The 20,615-nt window shown below is 50.3% G+C and carries 17 protein-coding genes; 11 read left to right on the plus strand and 6 right to left on the minus strand.

Features of this window, described 5'->3' with window-relative positions:
* The first annotated feature begins 668 nt into the window (after nt 1-668).
* The 5 genes from CRP01_RS29720 (at nt 669) to CRP01_RS29740 (ending at nt 5,526) form a co-directional block, all read left to right on the plus strand.
* Nucleotides 669-2,318: a hypothetical protein gene (locus CRP01_RS29720; protein WP_233752788.1), complete on the plus strand. Its 1,650-nt coding sequence runs from the start codon at nt 669-671 to the stop codon at nt 2,316-2,318.
* Between the two features lie 77 nt (nt 2,319-2,395).
* Nucleotides 2,396-3,253 (plus strand): helix-turn-helix domain-containing protein, encoded by an 858-nt coding sequence (locus CRP01_RS29725; RefSeq protein ID WP_099153706.1) that lies wholly within the window; start codon nt 2,396-2,398, stop codon nt 3,251-3,253.
* A 200-nt stretch (nt 3,254-3,453) separates the two neighbouring features.
* Nucleotides 3,454-3,939 carry an anthrone oxygenase family protein gene (locus CRP01_RS29730; RefSeq protein WP_099153707.1) on the plus strand — a complete coding sequence of 162 codons (486 nt, stop codon included), beginning with the start codon at nt 3,454-3,456 and terminating at the stop codon, nt 3,937-3,939.
* Between the two features lie 19 nt (nt 3,940-3,958).
* Nucleotides 3,959-4,807 carry an NmrA family NAD(P)-binding protein gene (locus tag CRP01_RS29735; RefSeq protein ID WP_099153708.1) on the plus strand — a complete coding sequence of 283 codons (849 nt, stop codon included), beginning with the start codon at nt 3,959-3,961 and terminating at the stop codon, nt 4,805-4,807.
* Nucleotides 4,808-4,971: 164 nt separating this feature from the next.
* Entirely contained in the window at nt 4,972-5,526 is a 555-nt protein-coding gene (locus tag CRP01_RS29740) for a hypothetical protein (RefSeq protein WP_143473583.1), read from the plus strand.
* 32 nt (nt 5,527-5,558) lie between these two features.
* Here the strand turns inward: CRP01_RS29740 and CRP01_RS29745 are convergent, their stop codons facing one another.
* Together CRP01_RS29745 and CRP01_RS29750 are read right to left on the minus strand one after the other, a co-directional pair.
* Nucleotides 5,559-7,790 carry a ligand-binding sensor domain-containing protein gene (locus tag CRP01_RS29745; RefSeq protein ID WP_099153710.1) on the minus strand — a complete coding sequence of 744 codons (2,232 nt, stop codon included), beginning with the start codon at nt 7,788-7,790 and terminating at the stop codon, nt 5,559-5,561.
* Nucleotides 7,791-7,867: 77 nt separating this feature from the next.
* Complete coding sequence (locus tag CRP01_RS29750; protein WP_099153711.1) at nt 7,868-9,013, minus strand: mannonate dehydratase; 1,146 nt, start codon at nt 9,011-9,013, stop codon at nt 7,868-7,870.
* A 373-nt stretch (nt 9,014-9,386) separates the two neighbouring features.
* On the opposite strand from CRP01_RS29750, the gene CRP01_RS29755 reads away from it, so the two are divergent.
* The 5 genes from CRP01_RS29755 (at nt 9,387) to CRP01_RS29775 (ending at nt 16,217) form a co-directional block, all read left to right on the plus strand.
* Complete coding sequence (locus CRP01_RS29755; RefSeq protein ID WP_099153712.1) at nt 9,387-10,034, plus strand: hypothetical protein; 648 nt, start codon at nt 9,387-9,389, stop codon at nt 10,032-10,034.
* A 122-nt stretch (nt 10,035-10,156) separates the two neighbouring features.
* Nucleotides 10,157-11,248, plus strand: coding sequence for a T9SS type A sorting domain-containing protein (locus CRP01_RS29760; protein ID WP_170110598.1), 1,092 nt, complete (start codon nt 10,157-10,159; stop codon nt 11,246-11,248).
* 207 nt (nt 11,249-11,455) lie between these two features.
* Nucleotides 11,456-12,625 (plus strand): hypothetical protein, encoded by a 1,170-nt coding sequence (locus CRP01_RS29765; protein WP_099153714.1) that lies wholly within the window; start codon nt 11,456-11,458, stop codon nt 12,623-12,625.
* A 105-nt stretch (nt 12,626-12,730) separates the two neighbouring features.
* Complete coding sequence (locus CRP01_RS29770) at nt 12,731-14,575, plus strand: right-handed parallel beta-helix repeat-containing protein (RefSeq protein ID WP_099153715.1); 1,845 nt, start codon at nt 12,731-12,733, stop codon at nt 14,573-14,575.
* A 223-nt stretch (nt 14,576-14,798) separates the two neighbouring features.
* Nucleotides 14,799-16,217 carry an OFA family MFS transporter gene (locus tag CRP01_RS29775; RefSeq protein WP_099153716.1) on the plus strand — a complete coding sequence of 473 codons (1,419 nt, stop codon included), beginning with the start codon at nt 14,799-14,801 and terminating at the stop codon, nt 16,215-16,217.
* A gap of 419 nt (nt 16,218-16,636) precedes the next feature.
* On the opposite strand, the gene CRP01_RS29780 is transcribed toward CRP01_RS29775, so the two are convergent.
* Genes CRP01_RS29780 through CRP01_RS29790 form a run of 3 tightly spaced genes read right to left on the minus strand, consistent with a single transcriptional unit; the run spans nt 16,637 to nt 19,749 of the window.
* Nucleotides 16,637-17,992, minus strand: a complete 1,356-nt coding sequence (locus CRP01_RS29780; protein WP_143473584.1) for a pentapeptide repeat-containing protein — start codon at nt 17,990-17,992, stop codon at nt 16,637-16,639.
* Between the two features lie 41 nt (nt 17,993-18,033).
* On the minus strand, nt 18,034-18,849 hold the full coding sequence (locus CRP01_RS29785) for a hypothetical protein (protein WP_099153718.1): 816 nt from the start codon (nt 18,847-18,849) through the stop codon (nt 18,034-18,036).
* A 6-nt stretch (nt 18,850-18,855) separates the two neighbouring features.
* Nucleotides 18,856-19,749: a DUF488 domain-containing protein gene (locus CRP01_RS29790; protein WP_099153719.1), complete on the minus strand. Its 894-nt coding sequence runs from the start codon at nt 19,747-19,749 to the stop codon at nt 18,856-18,858.
* A gap of 170 nt (nt 19,750-19,919) precedes the next feature.
* Here CRP01_RS29790 and CRP01_RS29795 point away from each other — a divergent pair, with 170 nt between their 5' ends.
* Nucleotides 19,920-20,141: a hypothetical protein gene (locus CRP01_RS29795; protein ID WP_099153720.1), complete on the plus strand. Its 222-nt coding sequence runs from the start codon at nt 19,920-19,922 to the stop codon at nt 20,139-20,141.
* 89 nt (nt 20,142-20,230) lie between these two features.
* On the opposite strand, the gene CRP01_RS42515 is transcribed toward CRP01_RS29795, so the two are convergent.
* A partial coding sequence (locus CRP01_RS42515; RefSeq protein ID WP_170110599.1) for a hypothetical protein occupies nt 20,231-20,615 on the minus strand: 385 nt, incomplete at its 5' end.

The raw sequence follows: 20,615 nt of genomic DNA on the forward strand, positions 1-20,615 counted from the left end.
CAAACCATTACGCCGTGGTAGGTGCAGCGCACCGTTCTGCTGGTATTTCATATCGTTTTATGTTGCTACGCTGTAGCTTTATTTATTTTCATTCCTTTGGGTTTGAAGATAGTCCGGTGCGCTGCACCTAAAATTGTTGCGAGATGGGGTGGTCCTGACGTGATGGTGATAATATGGATTCCCAAACCAATTTTGCATTAGCACAAGGTGCAGCGCACCGTCATACCTCCAAAATATAACGGGATCGCTTTTTCCAGGTGCAGCGCACCGTTCTGCTGATATTTCATATCGTTTTATGTCGCTACGCTTTAGCTCTGTTTATTTTCATTCCTTTGGGTTTGAAGATAATCCGGTGCGCTGCACCTATATTTGTTGCGAGATGGGTGGTCCTGACGTGATGGTGGCAATCAGGATTCCAAAACCAATTTTGCGTTAGTGCAAGGTGCAGCGCACCGTCATACCTCCAGATACGACGGAAACGATATTTCCAGGTGCAGCGCACCGTTCTATTCGTTATAGCGGTTTGTATTTCCCCCATTTAGCCTGAAAATACTACAGTGCCATCTACCTACCTGAGCAATTTGGGATACCCACCTCATGCTCCGTCTTTTCCGGATAACTGCCAGATTCATTATATTGCCCTTTCGCAACTAAATGAATCTATCCTTATGCCCAGCTACCTCATCTTGTTTTTCGGCTTTCTAATCGGGTTCAATTTTCCTGTTCATAATTCATCCGCCGAACATTCCGGCACGGACGCTTATCCGGACCTGGTCCAGCTGTTTCGGGAATGGCGTGCCTTTGAACAACCCCCGCTCCGGGACGGTGCTCCGGATTATACCGCAGCAACTTTTACACAGCGGCGCCCGGAATTTGAAGCACTGCGGGCCCGCTTGCTGGCTCTGGATACCACAGGCTGGTCGGTAGCGGAACAGGTAGATTGGCAGATCGTGCGGGCCGAAATGAACGGATATGACTTCAACGAAAGGATCCTGCAGCCCTGGGCACGCGATCCCGCATTTTACAAATCGGTCTGGACGGCCCGGAGTGATGTCCCGGCCCACGAAGGCCCCACCCACCACGGCACTACCGAGATCTGGACCTATACCTTTCCGCTCAGTGCAGCCGAACGGGAACGCCTGATGAATGATCTACGGGTGATCCCGGCCCTCAACCGCCAGGCGCAGCTGAATCTTACCGGCAATGCGCGGGACCTCTGGATTGCCGGTATCCGGGATATTCGCCGGCAGATAGACGATCTGGAGGCTATCCGGGAACGAGCGGGCGTTGCGGAAGATACCGAAATGAACGAGCTTATCAGCGAGGCAGTGTCTTCCACGGAAGCGTTGGTGAACTGGCTGGAAGCGGAATCCGCCGATAAGAACGGACCGTCCGGGATCGGTCGGGACAACTATACCTGGTACCTGCAAAACGTGCATCTGGTGCCGCTCAGTTGGGAAGACGAGGTCATGCTACTGAAACGGGAATTGGCGCGCGCCTGGTCTTCGCTCAAACTGGAGGAACACCGCAATCGCAAGCGCCCGCCGCTACAGCCGGCAGATAGTCCGGAAGCTTACGAAACCCTGGCCGAATGGTCGGTGCAAAGCCTCATGAGCTTTCTGGATCAGCAGGAAATGGTCACGGTAAAGGAATATTTCGAACCGGCCCTGCGGGAACATCTGGGGCAATTTGTGCCCAAAGAAAGCCGTAACTTTTTCTGGATCACAGCCCACCACGATCCCCGGCCGCTTTATTCCCATTTTTACCACTGGTTTGAGCTGGCGCGCATGGATACCGAACCACATGAGCGTGAGATCCGGCGCGGGCCCCTGCTGTATAATATCTTTGATTCCCGCAATGAAGGCACGGCCACGGCTGTGGAGGAAATGTTTATGCAAGCCGGTCTGTACGATGATCATCCGCGGGTACGGGAGATCGTTTATATTATGATCGCCCAGCGTGCCGCACGGGGACTCGGATCATTGTACGCCCATGCCAACGAAATGACCATGGAGGAAGCCGGCGGGATTCATTCGGAATACACACCGCGCGGCTGGATGAAAACGGAAAAGGAACTACTACTTTTTGAGCAACATCTTTACCTGCGTCAGCCCGGTTACGGTACGAGTTATATCACCGGGAAATATTTGCTGGAAGAGGCCATGATGGGCTACGCCCGGCTTCAGGAAAAATCGGACGAGCCTTTTCGGATGAAAGATTTTCTGGATCGCCTGAATGCCATTGGGAACATTCCCATCGTACTGGGGAACTGGGAAATGACCGGAGACCGGTCGGCGCTTCCGGCAAATTCGAAGTAAGATTTACGATCGGATTAGAATGCTCAATTAGTGAAATAAGATCAAACAATTAAATAAACTCCACGCAGCTAAGCCTTATGACCCGGGATATCATCGACATCAATGACTTTACCGTGCTGGTAGAAGAATCGGACCCATCATCAAGTGGTCTGGATGCCTGCTCTTTCGATGAACCCATCATCGGGGTGGCTTTCTACGGTGCCGGCAATGTGGATCTGTCCGTACGGTACGGTGAAAAGGAAAAGTCGTTCGAGCATACCAAAGGGCTTACCCTTTCTTTCTACGCCGATGAGCGGGTAATCTTTGAACACCATGCTTCGCCGGAAAAACCGCTGGAGTGTATCGTGATCGCCACCGCCACGCGCAACCTGGAAAACCTGCCGTATCAGGCCGGTGAGTTATTCGGGGATTTTCTCGGTCAACTGGTCCATCCTCAGGACCACTACGTAGAGGGCCCGCAGTTTTTTATGACTCCCGAAATGCAAACCATCCTGGAACAGATCTTCCATAATCGCTTTGCCGGTAAGACCAGAATGCTGTTTTTTAAAAGTCAGATCACGGCGCTATTATCCCATTTCTTCGGACAACTATCGCTGCTCCAGGAAGCCAACATGCCGGCCGGAGAACGCGAAAAACTTCACCAGGCCAAAGAGATCCTTTCCAATAACCTGGAAACGCCGCCCTCGCTTTCCGAGCTTTCCCGCCGGATTGGTCTAAACAGTTACAAACTCAAAAAGAATTTTAAAGAGCTGTTTGGTGTTCCCGTATTCAAGTATCTGCAGAACGAGCGGCTGACCAAAGCGCACGACCTGCTGCGTTACGAGGATGTCAGTATCCAGGAGGCCGCCTGGCAGGTTGGTTACGACAGTCTCAGTTCCTTTTCCAATGCCTTTCTGAAGAAATTCGGCTTCCGTCCGAGCGAGATCAAGCGATAATCCTTTTCGAACAAATCATGCTCCTTTTCGAACAAGCCTTCCGCCGGTTCCGGCCATAACTTTGTCCCATCATTAACACCAAAAGGTAGTAGATCTTTCCCGATCGGTAAGTCCCCGGCCAACATTACCGGACCATTTTAAAACGTACCGAAGCATACGAGACCTCTGGGAATGGTCGCTGCACCTAAAGCTATTCAACTATGGAAATTTCAATTAAATCCGCCGTTTTACTGGCTGCGATCCTGCTGACGGGACTTTCCGCCGGTTTGTTTTACGCCTGGCAGGTATCCGTGATCCCCGGCACCCGCCGGGTTGCCGATGTGACCTATCTGGAGACTATGCAGTCCATCAACCGGGCTATTCTCAACCCTGCTTTCTTTTTGATCTTTCTGGGCAGTCTGGTAATGCTCACGGTCAGTACCGTTCAGCAGTACTCGAACGAACCGGTTTTTGGGTGGGTACTGGCAGCAGCCGTGGTTTACGCCATCGGCACATTTGGAATCACTGCCTTCGGCAATGTCCCGCTAAACGATATGCTGGATGCCCTGGATCTGGCGCAACTAAGCGCGGAAAAGATCAGCGAAACCCGTAGCCAGTATGAAGGCTTATGGAACCGCTATCACCTGATCCGGACGATCTGTTCCGTGCTATCTTTTTTACTGGCGCTACTGGCCGTATTCAAATAACTTTTTAAATACAGATAAAATGACCAACAACATTTTAGTGATTGGAGGAACCGGCAAGACCGGTCGTAAAATCGTAGAGAAACTGCAGGCCCTGCACCAAAACGTACGGGTCGGCTCCCGCCGGGCGAACCCGGCCTTTGACTGGGAAGATCCGTCTACCTGGGCCGCTGCCCTGGACGGTATGGACAAAGTCTACATTACCTTCCAGCCGGACCTGGCGGTGCCCGGTGCCCTGGATGCCATCGAAGCCCTGAGTCGGGAGGCTCGCCGCAGCGGGATCCGGAAAATGGTGCTGCTTTCGGGAAAAGGTGAAAAGGAAGCGGAACTGTGCGAACAGGTCGTCATTCATTCGGGGATCGACTATACCATTATCCGGGCGAGCTGGTTCAACCAGAATTTCAGTGAGAGCTTTTTCCTGGAGCCCATTCTGGCCGGTCAGGTAGCTTTGCCCCAGGCAGAAGCCCAGGTACCGTACGTAGATACGGATGATATCGCGGATGTGGCCGTTGCCGCATTGCTGGACGATCGGCACAACGGAGAGATCTACCAATTGACGGGACCGGATACCTGGACGTTCCCGCAGGTTATGGAGGAGATCAGCCGCGTTACGGGAAGGTCTATTGAATTTACGCCGATCTCGTTGACGGCTTACCAGCGGATGCTGGAATCCTTCCAATTGCCTCCTGATTATGTCTGGCTGATCAATTATCTTTTCACGGAAGTGCTGGGTGCCGAAAATAACAACGTGGTGACCCACGATATTGAAAAGGTGCTGGGGAGAAAAGCCAAAAGCTTCCCCGAATACGTGAGGGAAACGGCGCTCACCGGTGTGTGGGATGTCCGGCTGGCCGAAGTTTCCGAAGGCTAGGTCATTACAAACTGATCTTTAGAGAAAGCTCCACTTCGTTGGGGCTTTTTTGCGTGTTACTTATATCGAACCTGCCCGGAATAGCGTTTGTTATCCCGGAAGCAAAAAAGCACAAACCAATATCTTTCCGGTTCCCAAAACGAGATGCTCCCTCAAAATCGAATATGAAGAGAAACATGCAGATGAGTAAGATCCTTACCCTGGTAATATGCTCCTTATTGGTGGTCAATGCCAATGCCCAAAGTTCGGAAGACGATTACGTGGAGCTGATCCAGCGGCAGTTAGGAGGGGAAATGGAAGTGGCGGTCACCAGCGGTTTCGTAGATCTGTTAACGGACGAATATGCGTACGAAGTAGAATTTTCCAATAAGTGGAAACAGGCGATCGGCCAGGCATTGTGGTACGGATTGCAAACCAATAAAAAGCCCGGGATCATTCTGATCAAAAAAACGATCAATGAAAACAAGTACGGTATCCAGTTGGAGACGGCCTTGGATTATGGAGGGCTTCGAGATAAAATAAAGGTGCTGGTGTGGCCCGATGATTTTAAGGTGATTGTTCCTCCAGATCCTGAGCCTGCCGTACCCTTGGGTAAAAAGTACTGGTTAACCATTTCGACCCAAACGAGGCACAATTCCGGATGTCGCTATTTTCAGGACTCCCAGGGACAGTTTTGCGCTAAGAATGAAGGAACCGCCTGCAAAAGATGTGGTGGGTGATGAGTTACCGACCGGGAGCGATGGAGCAGATTTCAATTGGCGATCAGTCCCAGATATCTTCCCATCCAGTAGGGGAGTAGCCAGAATACCGGTTCCCGCTCCTGATGAGGATTGCCGGCAACCGCCAGGTAAGGATTCTTGTCCCAACGGATACTGCGATATTCGCCCGGTGGCCGCAGGGCATTGACCTGGATCTCTTCCAGAATGGGCTCCCGGACCAGTTGCAGATCTTCCCGCCGGCTATTGTCCATCTGCCAGTCAACCAGATCCAGGGGCATATCTTTGAGGAAGGCGATCGAACTGTCCAGTTCGTCGGCGCCTCCGGCCAGCCAGTTGTAAGTAAAATTGACGAGCGGGCTTTTGATCGATCGGTTCCTGGCGAACCAGCCGTCCAGCAAGGCACGGTAGCGGGCGCTCCGGGCGGGATCCGTTTCGTATTCGATCAGCGGAGGAAAAATATACAGGGCCAGGAAGATATCGAAATAAGTCTCGAATGCCGGATTGGGTTGCAGGATCCCCATGGCATTTTCCAGATAACCTTCTTCCTCGATCAGCCGCCGGTAGGCCCGCTCGTAGGCCTCATTCTCCGAAATGTACGCGGCAAATTTCAGCCAGGAGAGGATCTCCAGGGAATTCAGGGCTTTTTCCGGTGCCCAGTCCGGATCTTCGTTTAAACTCTGCGGAGACCAAACGCCCCATTTCGTCGGTTTTCCATCCACATCTACCAAATTAAAGTCATTGCGGATCAGATGATCGGTGATCTGGCTCACGTGCCGGTTGATGCGTGCCCGCTCCCGGTTGTCAGCCGCCAGATGGTAATAGCAGTAATACCCAAACAGATGCCCGCAAAGCTCATCGCTACTGGTATCGCCTTTCCATTTTTGACGACCGTCTTCGGTCAGATGCCAGCGCTGCCGAACGGGTTTGTGCCGGGGATTTTTGATCAGTTCATCGGCGAGCTCCTGGGGCGTGTATTCCCGATTTGGGTCGTGCATCTGCTGCCATTCTGCCGGAATGATGGTGCGGGCAAAGAAGCCGTCGGTACCGGTGATCTCCCGGAGTTTATACAGGAAATCGAAGGATTTTTGGGCGCGTTCTCTGGCCGAAGGTGCTCCGGTAGTGGCGTAGCGGAAAGACTCCATGGCCAGATACATGGCGTTGTATTCTCCGTCATTATCATCATCATCCGGAACAATGGAGGTGGTATCTCCGGCTGTAGTTAGGCGGAAACGCCCGATGATCCAGGGTTCCCGGAGATTGCGCCGCAGCATGCGGTCGTAGAAGTAGTCGGCTTTTCGGGATAGGGTATACGCTTCCTTTTTAATACAGCTCACCCCGCCGCTTGTGGCAATCCAGGCATTACCCTCTGGATCAAAGGCGATATCCCGTACTTCATCGGCCATCAGCCAACGTTTGTTTAACAGCACGGAATAAGTCTCGCCTGCGGCCGGAAACCGACTGATACCGTGATCCGTTCCGACCCACATACTGCCGTCGGGTGCTCTTCGCACCACGGTGACCTGCGCGTTCGGCAGGCCGTCCTGCGGCCGTTTTACCGCGATCTTTCCCTGCTCATTCCGAATGGTGATGCCGCCCAGACCTCCGACCCATAAATTGCCCATTGGATCGTAATCCATCCCTTGTACATAGGCGCTGAGCAATTCGCTGGTATCCTGATATAGGACGCAAGCGTTGTTCAAGCAATAGTACAGTCCCACATCCGTCCCGATCCAGAGTTCATTCTCTTTTACGGGAAGCACCTTACGGATACTTCTGGCAATGTCGAGTTCCAGTTGCTGCCACCGATCTTCCTGAAGTTGCCAGACGCCGAGTGGGCCTAAGGCATACACCATCGATCCGGTCGCACTGATCTGCGCTACCGGTCCCGTCGGCCCAACGGCCTTAATCATCTTCCCGTTACGATAAGCGTAAATGCCATTCCAGGCGGCGATCCAGAAGGTGCCGTCCGAACCCCGGCTAAGATCATAAGCGGGTCCCTGGTCATTCCCCTGGATCATCAGGTCCCAATGGCGATGTTCCTTCGGCTTCCGGTAAACACCATTTTTGGTGGCGATCCAGACCTCACCGGCAGGGTCCGGCAGTACACTGCGGACATCATTAGCGGCCCGATTCATGCTATCGACCAGGTATCCGTCGTGGGATTCCTGAAAGAAGGGTACATCGGTATAGCCTGCAGTTTGTCCGGCCAGCCGGAACGAGATCGCAATAAGGGCGCATAAAAGGGTAAATAAGGGAACTCTCATGCAGCTAAAATAGTGTATAGACTCCGGCTACCCATCACCTTTTTTGACTTTTGCTTCTACTTATTTGACCCATTGGGTTATTCCTGCCCAATGGCCTGGATGAGCGCCTTGATGTAACCGAACGCAAAGGCGTGCCCCTGCAGCCCACTGGCCGGGTCGGCGTGGCGGGGAATATGATCGGGCATGACCATACCGTCGTATCCGACTGCCCGCAGGGCCCGGATCACGGCTACAAAATCCATATCTCCGTTATCGGGATAGACCTCCTGGAAATTATTCCACCCACCGATGATGTTGCGCAAATGGATATTGAAGATCTGTTTTCTTTCGCCCACCCATTTAATGATGGGCAGGATTTCGGTTTTTGGATCTTTCAAACCTTCGGCGGTAGAGCCGAGGCAAAGGTTAAAGCCGTGGTATTCGCTGTCGTAAAGCTCGGCAAACCGTTTGATCCCGGTGAAGACCTCCGGACTGTTCCAGCGGGTGATCCCCCGGAAACCGACCGGCGTCGGTGGGTCGGCGATATGATTGCCCAGTTTGACTTTAAATTCTTCGGCCACCGGCAGGATCCGGTCCAGCAGGTAGGTGATGCGCTCGTACATTGCATCGATATCCACATCCCCCGCTACGGTAAGCGGATCGTTCCGTTTCACCGCTTCTTCGTAATTCCAGGTGCTGTATTCGACATTGCCGCGTTTGGGATCTACCGTCCGCCCGGTGCGGAGGACGGGATGAATGGTCGTATTGTAGAGCAAGAGCCGGACGTCACTTTTAGCAGCCACTTCGATCATTTGCTGGATCAGCTCGATCTCCCGGTCCCTTTCCGGACTTTTGCCCAGCATAATATTAGGGGTCGATACCCGGTCGATCCCGGCGGAACTCAGCGGCAGGTGGTAGGCCGCCAGTTTAATCCCATACTGCTCGCAGGCTTCCTTTTTAGCGAGAGAATCTTCCAGGTCCCAGCCCACGCCTTCGATAAATTTGGGGGAGCCTCCATCCATGTGGTATACCCCGTGGCGAGCCAGATATTCCAGGTTGTCTTTTCCGGTGCCACCGTGCTGGCAGCCCACGTGCATGCGCATTTCCGGTAAGGGCCCGCTGTCGGCCGCTTCTTCCGTGGAGGCGGATGCCGGTGCACAGGCGGCGGACGAGCCCAGGGCCATCACGCCGAGGGAACTATTGGCGAGTAATTTGAGTAGGTTTCTTCGGTTAGTTTTTTGCATAGGAGTCGGTATTGAAGGATTAAAGGTGGAGTAGATTGATCATCGGTCAAACGAGATGGGTGTTGGAGTGACCAGCCGTTATATCAGACTTCACGGCGGGCCAACTATATCGAAGACGGAGTTTTTTGCTGCTTACCCTATGTCAAACGTTCGAATGTACAGTCTGAAGGAGTGAATGGACAAACTGTTTAATCCAATATTTTAAAGATGATTTTTTATTAATTTTTACTAAAAAAAACCATCTTTGGGTTAACAAACATTTCTTCTTCATTTTGGCCCCTCAAGAGAAGAAACGGAGTCCCTCATTTCAACACTTCCTATCACTTTTTTTACGGAAAAGGTTTTGCTAATTATTATATAAACTCAAGCAAATATGAGAACGCTCTGTTTTGGGATTAGCTGTATTGTTTTATTCCTGAGTGGAATTCGTGTGGATGCCCAGGATTTGCGGGTAGCGGGTAACATTGGCATCGGTACCGTTCCCGATACCAAACTGGATGTGAACGGCACCGTAAAGATTCGTGACCTCCCTCCCGGAGAAGGAACGCCGGTAGTTGCGGACGCAGAAGGCAATCTTTTTGCCGGCGATGGCATCATCAGCAATGATTCGCTGACCTACACGGTGATTTCGGGCTACGGCCCCGCCATTGCTACCGGTACTTATCCATTGGGCTCGTTTAACATCGGTGGTGCCAGTGGAGAGGGGATCATGGTCCTGAACCTGACCAAAGCGGTAGATCGGAACACGGCCGGTTTCTTGAACCTTTTTGCCATTCCGAATACAAATTCTGTGGTCATTGAGATCGATGTATACAAGGCAGGTTCCAATACACCATACGCTTCCCATAAATTTTCGCAGATCCAGGTGTTGGCTTTCTCCCAGGCTTATCCTGCCGCTGAAGAGCAATCCGAAACTTTCACCATTGGCGTACCGGTATATGGCTTTTTTGATCATGTCAATGGCACCTCTTTCGCCTATGACCTACTGAACAGCGTTGAGATAGCTTACGGATCTTTTTAACCCGGTTTTGGTCCCAGAGGCCATGACCAATAATTGCGAGTACTATGGGGTTTAGAGGTTGGTACCGGGTCCAAAGATCAGGCGTAAAAGCCATGACTTTCCCGCTTTCAAATAGTTGGATCATGCATTCCGTCTTACCGTTGATCCTGTTGTTGCAGGTCAATAGTGGGCGGGGACAGATCGTCCTCGCCTCGGATGGTTCTTCGATCATCCGGATCCAGGGTTTGCCGACGGAAGATTGTAACAAAACAGTCGCGATCTACAAATACAGCGGCACTCCGCAAAACCGGGTGACACTGGCCAGTCAGGTAGAGGAGGCTTTAGCTGCGATACCTGCGGCCGAGCGGATTAAACTCGAAGCCGGTAAACTTTACCGGTACAATTTGCAGATTAAGTTGCCGGATTATACCGAGATCAATCCTTCCTTATGGGGGCAGACGCACGGAAAAGGAACAGCCGTAGTGCCGGTCTATTACGATAGCGACGGGATCTTGTCTCCATCGGCCAGGCCGCAGTTCCTGCGATCGAATAACCAGTACACACGAGCTTTGGATGTTACGCGACTGGAGGGTTCCCTTAAATTCGACGAGGGCAGCTCGAATGCATACCTGTGCATTCCGTACCGGGAAAAGAACCGGAACAATACCGTTTACACCACCAACATCATCATTCCGCTGGTGGTGACCGGATCGGAAAAGTCAGCCAATCCTGCTGCCACCGAACCAACCGAAAAAGTAGCCGCCACTTCAAGGGGCAGGACCCCGGCGGTAAAACAAGCGGCGAAGCAACTGCCGCAGCCGATCGTCGGAGTTACCGCTCAGGTGCAGTCGCCCGGCCGGTCGATCCAGCCGGATCCGGGACTAAAATGGAAGGGAACGGGAAAACGGCTGGGTTACACCATACCGTGTCTGCCTGAGGAGGAAGAGGAAGAACCGGTAACGGATCTGAGCCTGAAAGTATATCCCAATCCATCGAGCGGTACGACCAGTATTCAGTACCATTTGCCGGAGCCGGATGCGGTCGCGATCCTGGTCTATGATGTCCAGGGTAAAGCCGTGAAAACCCTGTTGTCGAAAACGAGTAAGGAAGCCGGAGTGCACCAAATTTTCTGGAACTCCGAGGGACTGCCCAGCGGGATGTATCTGGTCCGGGTACAGACGTCAACGGACTTCACGGTAAATAAGATCATGTTGACCAGGGATACGCACCGCTAGCTACCCGTCCGGTAGAAGCTATCGGATTTAATTGCGGGTGCAGCCTTTCTGTTTTTATCTGGTCTTTCCGGATAGGAGCTAAACTAAATTTTTCCATTTACTCCGGTTTGATATTCCTTCCCGGTGATTTCTATTATCAAGTTTAAGACAAGGGTACGGTGTTTCCTCAGTAAGGGGAACCGCCAGACTCAATTAATTCAAATGACTATGAATAATAGACTGATCACCGTTCTTTTTTGCTGCTGCTTTTCAATTGCTTTGATTGGACAGGGGGCGCTGGTTTACCGGCCCGCTGGTTTCGATGAAGTACAGGAAGTGACCGGCACCTATGGCGATAATCTCAGTTACAAACTTTATTTACCCGCTGATCCGGATAGCGGAAAATGGCCGCTGGTGGTTTTTATCAACGGGGTAGGAGGGGATGTGACTACCTGGGACCAATATATCGACTGGCCGAAAGCCTGTGCTGCCCGTGGTTTGGCGGCTGTAGCGTACGAAGTAAAAAGGGAGTCGCCCTACGAGAATACCCGGGAGATTCTGGACTATTTGATGGCGGGTAAGGCCCATCCGCAGGTGGACGGAGACCAGCTGGTGCTTTGGATGTGTTCTTCCAACGGCAGGGTAGGGAGCCGTATTCTTTTTGATCCGGCCTACCCCCAGATAAAAGGCGGTAGTCTGTACTATCCGGCAGTCCTGCCCGATCTTCCGCTCGATAGAACGGATATCAAATTGGAAATAGTGCGGGCCGGTATGGACAGTTACTCGCTCAATCAACTACTGGACGCCTGGATTCCCAAACTGCTCACCCGGGATATCGATCTGCAACTCATCAACCTCCCAGCGGCCCGCCACGTCTTTGATCTGTTCGATGCTCATCTGCCGCAAAGCGAAACGACCATTCGCAATACCGTTAACTTTATGCACGATCTGGCCTACGGGGAAAGCGCCGTTTCCGATCCGGTAACTACTCCAACGAGATTATTGACCCTGCTGCAAAATAATGAACTGGAAGAGGCCGAACGGTATTACCGGACCGCGATGGAACAGGATTCTATCACCCGTACCAATCTTTTCTACAACGGCCTGTACCGGGACAGTGGCCTCGGAGCCTTATCCATGGCGCTGCAGCAGGAGGAAAAATACGATGCCGCGCTATTGCCTCTACAGTGGGCCCTGCGCATTGCTCCCGAGCATCCCAATAATCACGATAATCTGGCGGCCCTCTACGAAGCGAAGGGAGATGTGGAGCGGGCTTTGCACCATTCCGAGCTGGCCTTAAAATATTTGGAAGGTTTCGAGCATCCCAACCAGGCATTTGTCGAGGCGATCCGAACGGCAGCAGCCGATCGGATTGAAAAGCTTCGGAACAAAGAATAGCCGGCTACGCTTTCTTTGGATAGAATATTTCAGTTGGTAATGGTTTTTTGGGCCGGCCAGTAATGTTAAGGACGGAGAAAAACGTTTTATGGTAAAAGAACCCTGATGTTTAAGCACCTCTTCCCCTTCGCAATTTGTAGCCTGGCCTTAATCTGCTTATATTCCTGTTCCCCGCAGACGCTGGAATTTTACGTCTCTCCGGAAGGCAACGATGACCATTCCGGAAGCCGTACCCAGCCTTTTGCGACCCTGCAACGGGCCAAAACTGCTGTGCTGGAATCCCTGGCCGATAAAGCGGGAGAACGTACGATCTGGCTCCAGCCGGGACGCCACCAGTTGACCGCACCCCTGGTCTTTACATCGGCGGATTTCCCGGATACCAGTAGCCGCTTACAAATAATTGGAGAGGAAGGTGCCATTATCTCGGGAGGTGTAGTCCTTACCGACTGGCAAACTGCCGAGACCGGACTTTGGATGTGTCAGCTTCCGCCCGCAGCCGGAAGCGTCCAATCCGTTCGCGAACTGTTTGTGGGCGGTAAGAGAGCCATACGGTCGCGTTTTCCGAATTCCGACTACCTGCGGGTGGGAACGGTCGGCGCCGACAAACGCAGCCACTTTTTTTATGAATCGGGCGATTTCCCGCTGCCCGCACAGGTAAACGATACGGAACTGATCCTGATGCACGACTGGTCTTCCAGCCGTATCTCTATACAATCCATAGATACCACTACGAATAAACTGACGCCGGTGGATTGGATCGGCGCTCGGGTACTCGACTTTTTCACCCTGGATCACTGGGAAGCCCACGCCCGTTATTTCCTGGAAAACGATCTGCTATTTATCGACCAGGATTACGAGTGGTATTACTCATCGGAAGAACGCAGGATCTACCTTCAACTTCCCACCGGTCAGGACGCCAATGAGCTGGAGATCATCGTGCCGGTATCCGCCGGCCTACTTCAAATGAACGGCACGGAGGAACACCCGATCCGTAATATCCATATCGAAAACATTACCTTTCGTCACAGTGCCTGGGAACTGCCCACCGGAGGTTACGCCGGTATCCAGGCCACACACTTTGATCCGCGACCCAATACAGGAACGGGCTGGTCGGTGGTGCCGGCTGCCGTCACGGCCAGTCTCGCGGAAGCCTGCACCTTTACCAACTGCCGATTCGAAAATCTCGGAGGTTCGGGCCTGTGGCTCGGTCGGGGATGCACGGATAATGCAGTGACCGCCTCCAAATTCCGGGATATTTCCGGGAACGGCATCATGATCGGGGAGGGCCGGGATCGCCGGGTGACCGACGGCCCCTGGTGGGAAAACGCTCCGGACCAGGCCGCCCGCGGTAATCGTATTGAAAATTCCACGATCACCGATTGCGGCGTGCAATTTTTTGGTGCTGTCGGCATCTGGGTGGGTCTGGCCGCCGAAACGACCATTACCAATAACGAGGTCCATCATCTTCCCTATACCGGTATCTCCATCGGCTGGATGTGGAACCCCAGCCCGACCCCGGCCCGCGGCAACCGGGTGGTCGGCAACCACATTCACCACATCATGCAGAAACTGAGTGACGGCGGCGGCATCTATATGCTGGGCCTGCAACCGGGAAGTGAACTAAAAGACAATCTCATCCATGATGTGACGGTCAATGTCGGCCGGGCGGAAAGTAACGGCATGTTCCTGGATGAAGGTACTACGGATGTGATCGTTTCCGGTAATGTGATCTATAATATTGCGAAATCTCCGATCCGCTTTCACCGGGCTACGACGAATCTGGTTCAGCAAAATGCCCTGTTTTGCGGGGAAGGAATCCCGCCTTTCACCTATAACGCTACGGATGCCTCCCTCATCAAAAAAGTGGATAATGAGGTACACCAGGCCGGTGATGCAGGTATTGAGGCAGCTTTGCAGCGGGCAGTAGAGTCCTGGAAGGAAAATCATTAGAAAACTGAGAGCACGGACGCAAACAGATTTCCATATTCCCCAAATCTTAATGAATACTATGCTCCCCTCCGGGGAGCTGTCCACCCCGGTACGGGCCGTATGGCCAGACTGAGGGGGCCAACATTATACCCATCACCACCAAACCCACCCCCAAGTCCCATATATCCACTATCTTTAGTCAAAATCCACGCTTACTAAACCCAAATCCCACCCCACCGACCAAATGTTCATCCATCACCAAAACCAACGAACATTGGCCCTACTTTCCTTTCTCGACAGATCCCACTCCGTAGCGAAATCCGGCTACAACCGCTGGCTGGTACCGCCCGCCGCCCTTTGCATTCACCTGTGCATCGGTCAGATCTACGCCTACAGCGTATTCAACGAACCCATGACCCGCATTCTGGGCGTCACCGCCTCCACACCGGAGGACTGGAAACTGACGACGCTCGGCTGGATCTTTAGCATCGCCCTGTTTACGCTCGGCGCTTCCGCGGCCTTATTTGGTAAGTGGCTGGAACGGGTCGGTCCGCGTATGGCTATGTTCATTTCCGCGGTCTGCTTTTGCGGCGGGTTCCTCGTTGCTGCCCTGGGCGTTTACCTGCATCAGATATGGATCGTTTATCTGGGGCACGGCATCCTGGGAGGCATCGGCCTAGGCCTGGGTTATATCTCCCCGGTCTCAACCCTGATCAAATGGTTTCCCGACCGGCCCGGACTGGCTACCGGCATGGCCATCATGGGTTTCGGCGGAGGCGCCATGATCGCTTCCCCGCTGTCGGTCAGTTTGATGGAATGGTTCAGTTCCGCTAATTCGGTGGGCGTGGCGGAGACCTTTATCGCCTTGGGACTGATCTATTTCGTGGTGATGATGGCCGGCGTGTTTACCGTCCGCGTACCGCAGGCAGGCTGGCATCCATCGCACTACCAGCCGGATGCGGTAAAACCCAAAAAACTGGTTACCACCGCCAATGTCGATGCGGACACGGCCATCCGTACCCCACAGTTCTGGTTTATATTCCTGGTGCTGATGCTGAATGTAACGGCAGGGATCGGCGTCCTCGGTCAGGCCTCAGTAATGATCCAGGAAATGTTTTCGGCCGATGTGGTCGGAGCGGACCGGGCGATCGGCGTGGCGGAAGCTGCCGGCTTCGTAGGGTTGCTGAGCTTATTCAACATGCTGGGACGTTTCTTCTGGTCTTCAACTTCCGACCGCATTGGACGAAAACCAACCTACTCCATATTCTTCCTGCTGGGGGCTGTATTGTACGTACTGATCCCCACCTTCGGCAATATGGGCAGCTCCGTATTGTTTATCGGTACCTTCTGTATCATCATCAGCATGTACGGTGGCGGTTTTGCGACCGTACCGGCTTATCTGAAAGATATGTTCGGCGTCATGCAGGTCGGTGCGATTCACGGTCGCTTACTGGTCGCCTGGTCCTTAGCCGCTATTTTCGGTCCGGTGCTGATCAACTACCTGCGCGCCTATCAGATCGAAACGGTAGGTCTGCCGCCGGCGCAGGCCTATTCTTTCACCATGTACATCATGGCGGGCCTGCTGGTGCTGGGTTTCGTCTTCAATATGCTGATCCGGCCGGTGCGGGAGAGATACCATTACGAGGAATCGGGTAAGGGGTGATTTTTTATAGTAGAGGCTGATGGTCTATTTAATGCCCATTATTTTGGGCCGTATCCTATGAAACCTCTTTCATATATTTTCGTTTATAGTGTTACTCCAATTATTTAGAGCCTCACTTCATTTAACAACAATCGGCAACGATTATAGACTATTGTAATTTTGTTTCATGTGTGAGGGTGAGGCCAGTTTTGGCTTTGCCCTTTTTCAACGTTTGTTTTGAGTCATTCTTTCCTTGGACTGCCCACTTTGATAAGTATTTGGAGAGCTTTTCTAGGCCTTGGACTGAAAGAAAAAGCCCTGACGGTGGATCGTCAAGGCTTTTTTTGTGGTCTCGCTAGGAATGAAACAATTTCTGTAAAATCCTGATTGCTAGATTTATATAATTTCTCTGAATCATTATAAAGAAATTCTAAAAAGCATTAGTCTTTGGGTGTCCTGTATTTTGGAGAAGTAAGTAGTATAAGATTTAGTTCTCCTGGCTTTTTTTCAATATCTGTTTCCAGCAATGAAGCTAAGCTATCTGGAAGGCCAAAGACCTGATAAATAGTGTTAGAAGATTTAAGTTCTTTAGAATTCAATCCCATGACCCCGTCAAAGTTGGTACGAATAAAGTAAGTTCCGCTGATATTGGCAAAGTGGAGTTTAGCTCCGCTGAGATTGGTCTCAACGAAATAGGCTTCTTCCAAATCGGCTGAGTTTAAATTACCTTTTCTAAGGTCAGCTTCGTTGATAAATGCATCTTTGAGGTTTGCCCACTGGAAACCAACACCGAAAAGCTTGCTTCCATTGAGATTGGCTTTTAAGAGATTGGCATGGTTGAGACGAGTCTCGCTGAGATTGGCTCCACGGAGGCTGGCATTGCTAAGATTAACACCAGATAGATCAGCCTTTTTCAAGTAAGCTGAATCAAGAATTGCTCCCTGCAGATTAGCTTTATGCAAAACTGTTTGCTTAAATATAATATCCAGTGTAAAAGTATCAATCCCACTATTCACCAAAGCTAACAATAACGCCCCCCGCTCCGGACTAAGCGGCCGATCAATCATCTTCCCATCCTCCATAAAATAATAAGGTTGAAACGACTGACTTAACGAAGCAATCCGCCCAATCAACTGCGGACTTAGTCGCCGCTTCGTATTCTCCGGATCACTCAATTCCTGATTAACCTGGTCCAACACATTCCCTAACAAAAAATTAAGCGAACTCCGCCGTGCCGCCTCATCCAGCAGGATCTGGTTATCAATCTTCTCATTCTGCTTTTGCAGCAGCTGATTCTGATTATACAACAAAATCGTCCCCATCAGCCCCCCAATAGCCACGAACACCGTCATCAACATCCGCAGGCCACTATTCCGCAGCCGCGAAAACACCAGATAATGCAATATCCCTGGCAGATCCTTTTGGATATTTTTCCGCACTTCCGGATCGGCCTTAGCTAGGGCATAGCCGGCAATGGTGTCGGCAATATGATTTGCTTTCGCCTGAATATCCCCGACTGCCGCTTCTACATCCACCTCCTGCCCGGTATAGCGCCTGGCGAAGTAGTTGATGACGCGGGGTAAGGCGAGTACAGCGATGACAATAAAGAGGAACAGCGCGATGAATATGGCCATCAATATTGACAAATGGGATAGCAAGTAATCGATGACGGGACGGATGAGAAGGGAACCGATCAGGATGCCGAGGGCTAGGATCAGAAGAACCTTTTGGGAGTCCCAGTTACCTTTCGGTTTTGGGGGGGCTGCTGTTTCGTTGTTCTCTGCTTGTTCTGGCATGGATATGTGGGGTTGATCCAGGGTAAAGATAATATAGATCGTCAAAACAACTTCAACTGCTTTTCCTTCTGGGGATAAAAAAGGCCAATAATCACAAACGGGTTACTCCCTTTTCTTCTATGCCATTGCAGCGTTGTGCCCAAAAAAAAGTGTAAATCACATTGTTCGACTAGGTAGTCCCAACACCTGGCCCTCACTTTTTTAAGAGCTTCTTCTTCACTGGCCGAAGTTTTTATACAATTCCAGTAAAGCTGACCAATTTCCCAATCTTCGATCATGATTTTTCTTCGGGTACCGTCCTCGTCAATAAATCGGTAGCTAAATTTATAGGGAACTTTTTTGATATCCAGTTTTTCAAATTCCTCACCGGTAAACAGGCAAAGTTGCTTCATCTGTTCTTTCCATTCCTTTTTCCAATCACGTTCATCTTCCTCGATGACAAAGTCTACTATTCGCTTTGGTTTGTAAGTAGCCAAGGAAACTGACTTATCTTTATCATAAGCATCCTCGATCAATTTGGTGAGGCTGATATATACATTTTTCAGACACAATTCTTTTCGAAGCAACCAATTACTCTTTGTTTTGATCTGATCTAAGATTTTAAGATCGCTCATACTTGCATCAACTGGATTGAAACTTTCCGGCCGGAAATCTTTGTAGGAGTCTCTTTTTTTAAGATTGATCTCGATCCAATAGTATTTTCTGAATCGGTTATTGACAAGCTTTGAAAGAGGAACTGGGTAGATCCTGATCCATTCCCCCTTTTCGGTTAATCCTGCAGTACAAACTAACTCTTGGTATTTATTGGAAGGTAAGGGGTAAGTTGTTACTGTAATTAGAATTTTCTTTCTTTCCATTAGGGTTTATAAATGTCTTATCGGTATATCCCAGTCTGGCCATGCTGATAATCTCTTGGTAATTCGGCCGCGATGGCACATGCAAACCTCTCTTTCAAAACAAGTTAATGCAATCCTTTTATGTGCCTTAATTAATTCTACGATATTTTCTAAACTTTTGTTGCTTTCCATCAAAGTGGAGCTTTCGTATCGATCAAATAATTCTTTGTAATCTTGAATAGAATTAAGTTTCTTCCTTTCACTAGATTCAATCCCTAGCTCAGGAATATGAATGAATTGTATATCTACACTTTGGCAAGCATTTTGGAGCTGTGATTTAGAAAAACCATACTTCATGCTAAACGAATTCTTCCGTACATCTACCAGGAGTTCGACTCCATTAATAATTAGCTTGTTTATATAGTTTTCGAGACTGATCCCTTCATAGCCAATAGTAAAAAGTGTGGTGTCGGAAAATTCTCGCCTCTGCTTATCGATTTTTTCAAGTTGTTTTTCGTCGAGAAGCCTGTTGGCGATTTTACTGTTAATTGCGTAATAAGGATATTCGATATATGTGTGCTTAATTAGTTCTTCCTGGGAAAACTCACCAAACTGTATTTTTATTCGTTGGAGAAGATCACGGTCTTCTTTTTTCAGTGTAGAGACAATCGATTCATTTTCATTAAAAAAAAATGTGTTCTCAGAATTTTCTTGTTTTCTTAAAAGGTGACTATTTGTTAGGATTCGGATATCGTTTGCAGCCTGAAATGAAAAACAGCCATACTTATACGGTACAAAATCATAGGCTTTTTTTGACTGACCTCTGGTCATCAAAAAAAGCAACTTTTGAAATTGAGTTTTTGACAAACCCGATGGGAAACTCTCCGCCAGTGCAAGTAAAATTTTTCGTCTGTAGTACATGCTGCGAAGGTACAAAGATCTTTACAGAAGCTTTTGTTTATATTGACCTATTTAAAAACATTTCCTAGTTTTATGTGATTCGAAGTCCTTACAAGACCCCTGGCAGCGATCAGCGCCACGACCAGGTAAGAGGATCCAAATTTTGTTAATCGTTCTTTAATCGACATCAGATGAAATTTCTACTAACTGCCACACCCACCCTCTGGAGCAACGAATTCGACATCTTCTGGAAACTCGGCCTCGTGGCCCTCTTTGGCCTCCTCTCGCTGCTGCAGCGCCAGGGCGCCCTGAAAAACATCACCTGGCTCGACAACAAAGACTGGCCCGGGATCACCGGCCTGTCGGCGCTGCTGGTGGCGGTATTGTTGGGGTTTCGGTATTTGCATGGGTAAGTTGAGGTTTGAAGATAGTTACTCGGAGTTGCAAACTCCTCGAAGCGGGAAACTACGGCCAGCGGGGTAAAGGAAGATAAGATCATTAATTATTCATTCTCAAATTTTTCAATTCTTTTTATTGCACTAATTTTCATCTCGGCATTTCTTTCTTCCGCATTATCAGCATAGACTGACCATCTTATTATTTCTTCAGAAGCTTGTATGGTTTCATTGAGCACTACTTTGGCAAGTTTTGTACGAAGTTTTGGCAAAATCGGATCGAATCTTGATGGTCCATATTTTGGATTAAAGTGAAAGCCGTCAGATTTTACATCAACTACGTCTCGAATAGTGTTGTCTCCATAAACTTGGATGTAGGCCGTCCCTGTAAATTCTCCAGGAGATAGTCTTCGATATAAAATTTGGCTATTGGCCGTTTCCCTTGTGGAGTTGTAAATCCGAAGATTGATGATTCTAGGTCTATACGGTCCC

Origin of the sequence: Flavilitoribacter nigricans DSM 23189 = NBRC 102662 (assembly GCF_002646595.1) — a bacterium.
Classification (GTDB): Bacteria; Bacteroidota; Bacteroidia; order Chitinophagales; family Saprospiraceae; genus Flavilitoribacter; species Flavilitoribacter nigricans.

What these genes read in the sequence shown, in the direction of transcription:
- CRP01_RS29730 (WP_099153707.1), top strand. Translation starts at nt 3,454, where the DNA reads ATGGAAATTTCAATTAAATCCGCCGTTTTACTGGCTGCGATCCTGCTG.
- CRP01_RS29765 (WP_099153714.1), top strand. Translation starts at nt 11,456, where the DNA reads ATGAATAATAGACTGATCACCGTTCTTTTTTGCTGCTGCTTTTCAATT.
- CRP01_RS29780 (WP_143473584.1), bottom strand. Translation starts at nt 17,992, where the DNA reads ATGCCAGAACAAGCAGAGAACAACGAAACAGCAGCCCCCCCAAAACCG.
- CRP01_RS29750 (WP_099153711.1), bottom strand. Translation starts at nt 9,013, where the DNA reads ATGCAAAAAACTAACCGAAGAAACCTACTCAAATTACTCGCCAATAGT.
- CRP01_RS29720 (WP_233752788.1), top strand. Translation starts at nt 669, where the DNA reads ATGCCCAGCTACCTCATCTTGTTTTTCGGCTTTCTAATCGGGTTCAAT.
- CRP01_RS29790 (WP_099153719.1), bottom strand. Translation starts at nt 19,749, where the DNA reads ATGTACTACAGACGAAAAATTTTACTTGCACTGGCGGAGAGTTTCCCA.
- CRP01_RS29795 (WP_099153720.1), top strand. Translation starts at nt 19,920, where the DNA reads ATGAAATTTCTACTAACTGCCACACCCACCCTCTGGAGCAACGAATTC.
- CRP01_RS29770 (WP_099153715.1), top strand. Translation starts at nt 12,731, where the DNA reads ATGTTTAAGCACCTCTTCCCCTTCGCAATTTGTAGCCTGGCCTTAATC.
- CRP01_RS29760 (WP_170110598.1), top strand. Translation starts at nt 10,157, where the DNA reads ATGCATTCCGTCTTACCGTTGATCCTGTTGTTGCAGGTCAATAGTGGG.
- CRP01_RS29740 (WP_143473583.1), top strand. Translation starts at nt 4,972, where the DNA reads ATGAAGAGAAACATGCAGATGAGTAAGATCCTTACCCTGGTAATATGC.
- CRP01_RS29745 (WP_099153710.1), bottom strand. Translation starts at nt 7,790, where the DNA reads ATGAGAGTTCCCTTATTTACCCTTTTATGCGCCCTTATTGCGATCTCG.
- CRP01_RS29725 (WP_099153706.1), top strand. Translation starts at nt 2,396, where the DNA reads ATGACCCGGGATATCATCGACATCAATGACTTTACCGTGCTGGTAGAA.
- CRP01_RS29735 (WP_099153708.1), top strand. Translation starts at nt 3,959, where the DNA reads ATGACCAACAACATTTTAGTGATTGGAGGAACCGGCAAGACCGGTCGT.
- CRP01_RS29775 (WP_099153716.1), top strand. Translation starts at nt 14,799, where the DNA reads ATGTTCATCCATCACCAAAACCAACGAACATTGGCCCTACTTTCCTTT.
- CRP01_RS29755 (WP_099153712.1), top strand. Translation starts at nt 9,387, where the DNA reads ATGAGAACGCTCTGTTTTGGGATTAGCTGTATTGTTTTATTCCTGAGT.
- CRP01_RS29785 (WP_099153718.1), bottom strand. Translation starts at nt 18,849, where the DNA reads ATGGAAAGAAAGAAAATTCTAATTACAGTAACAACTTACCCCTTACCT.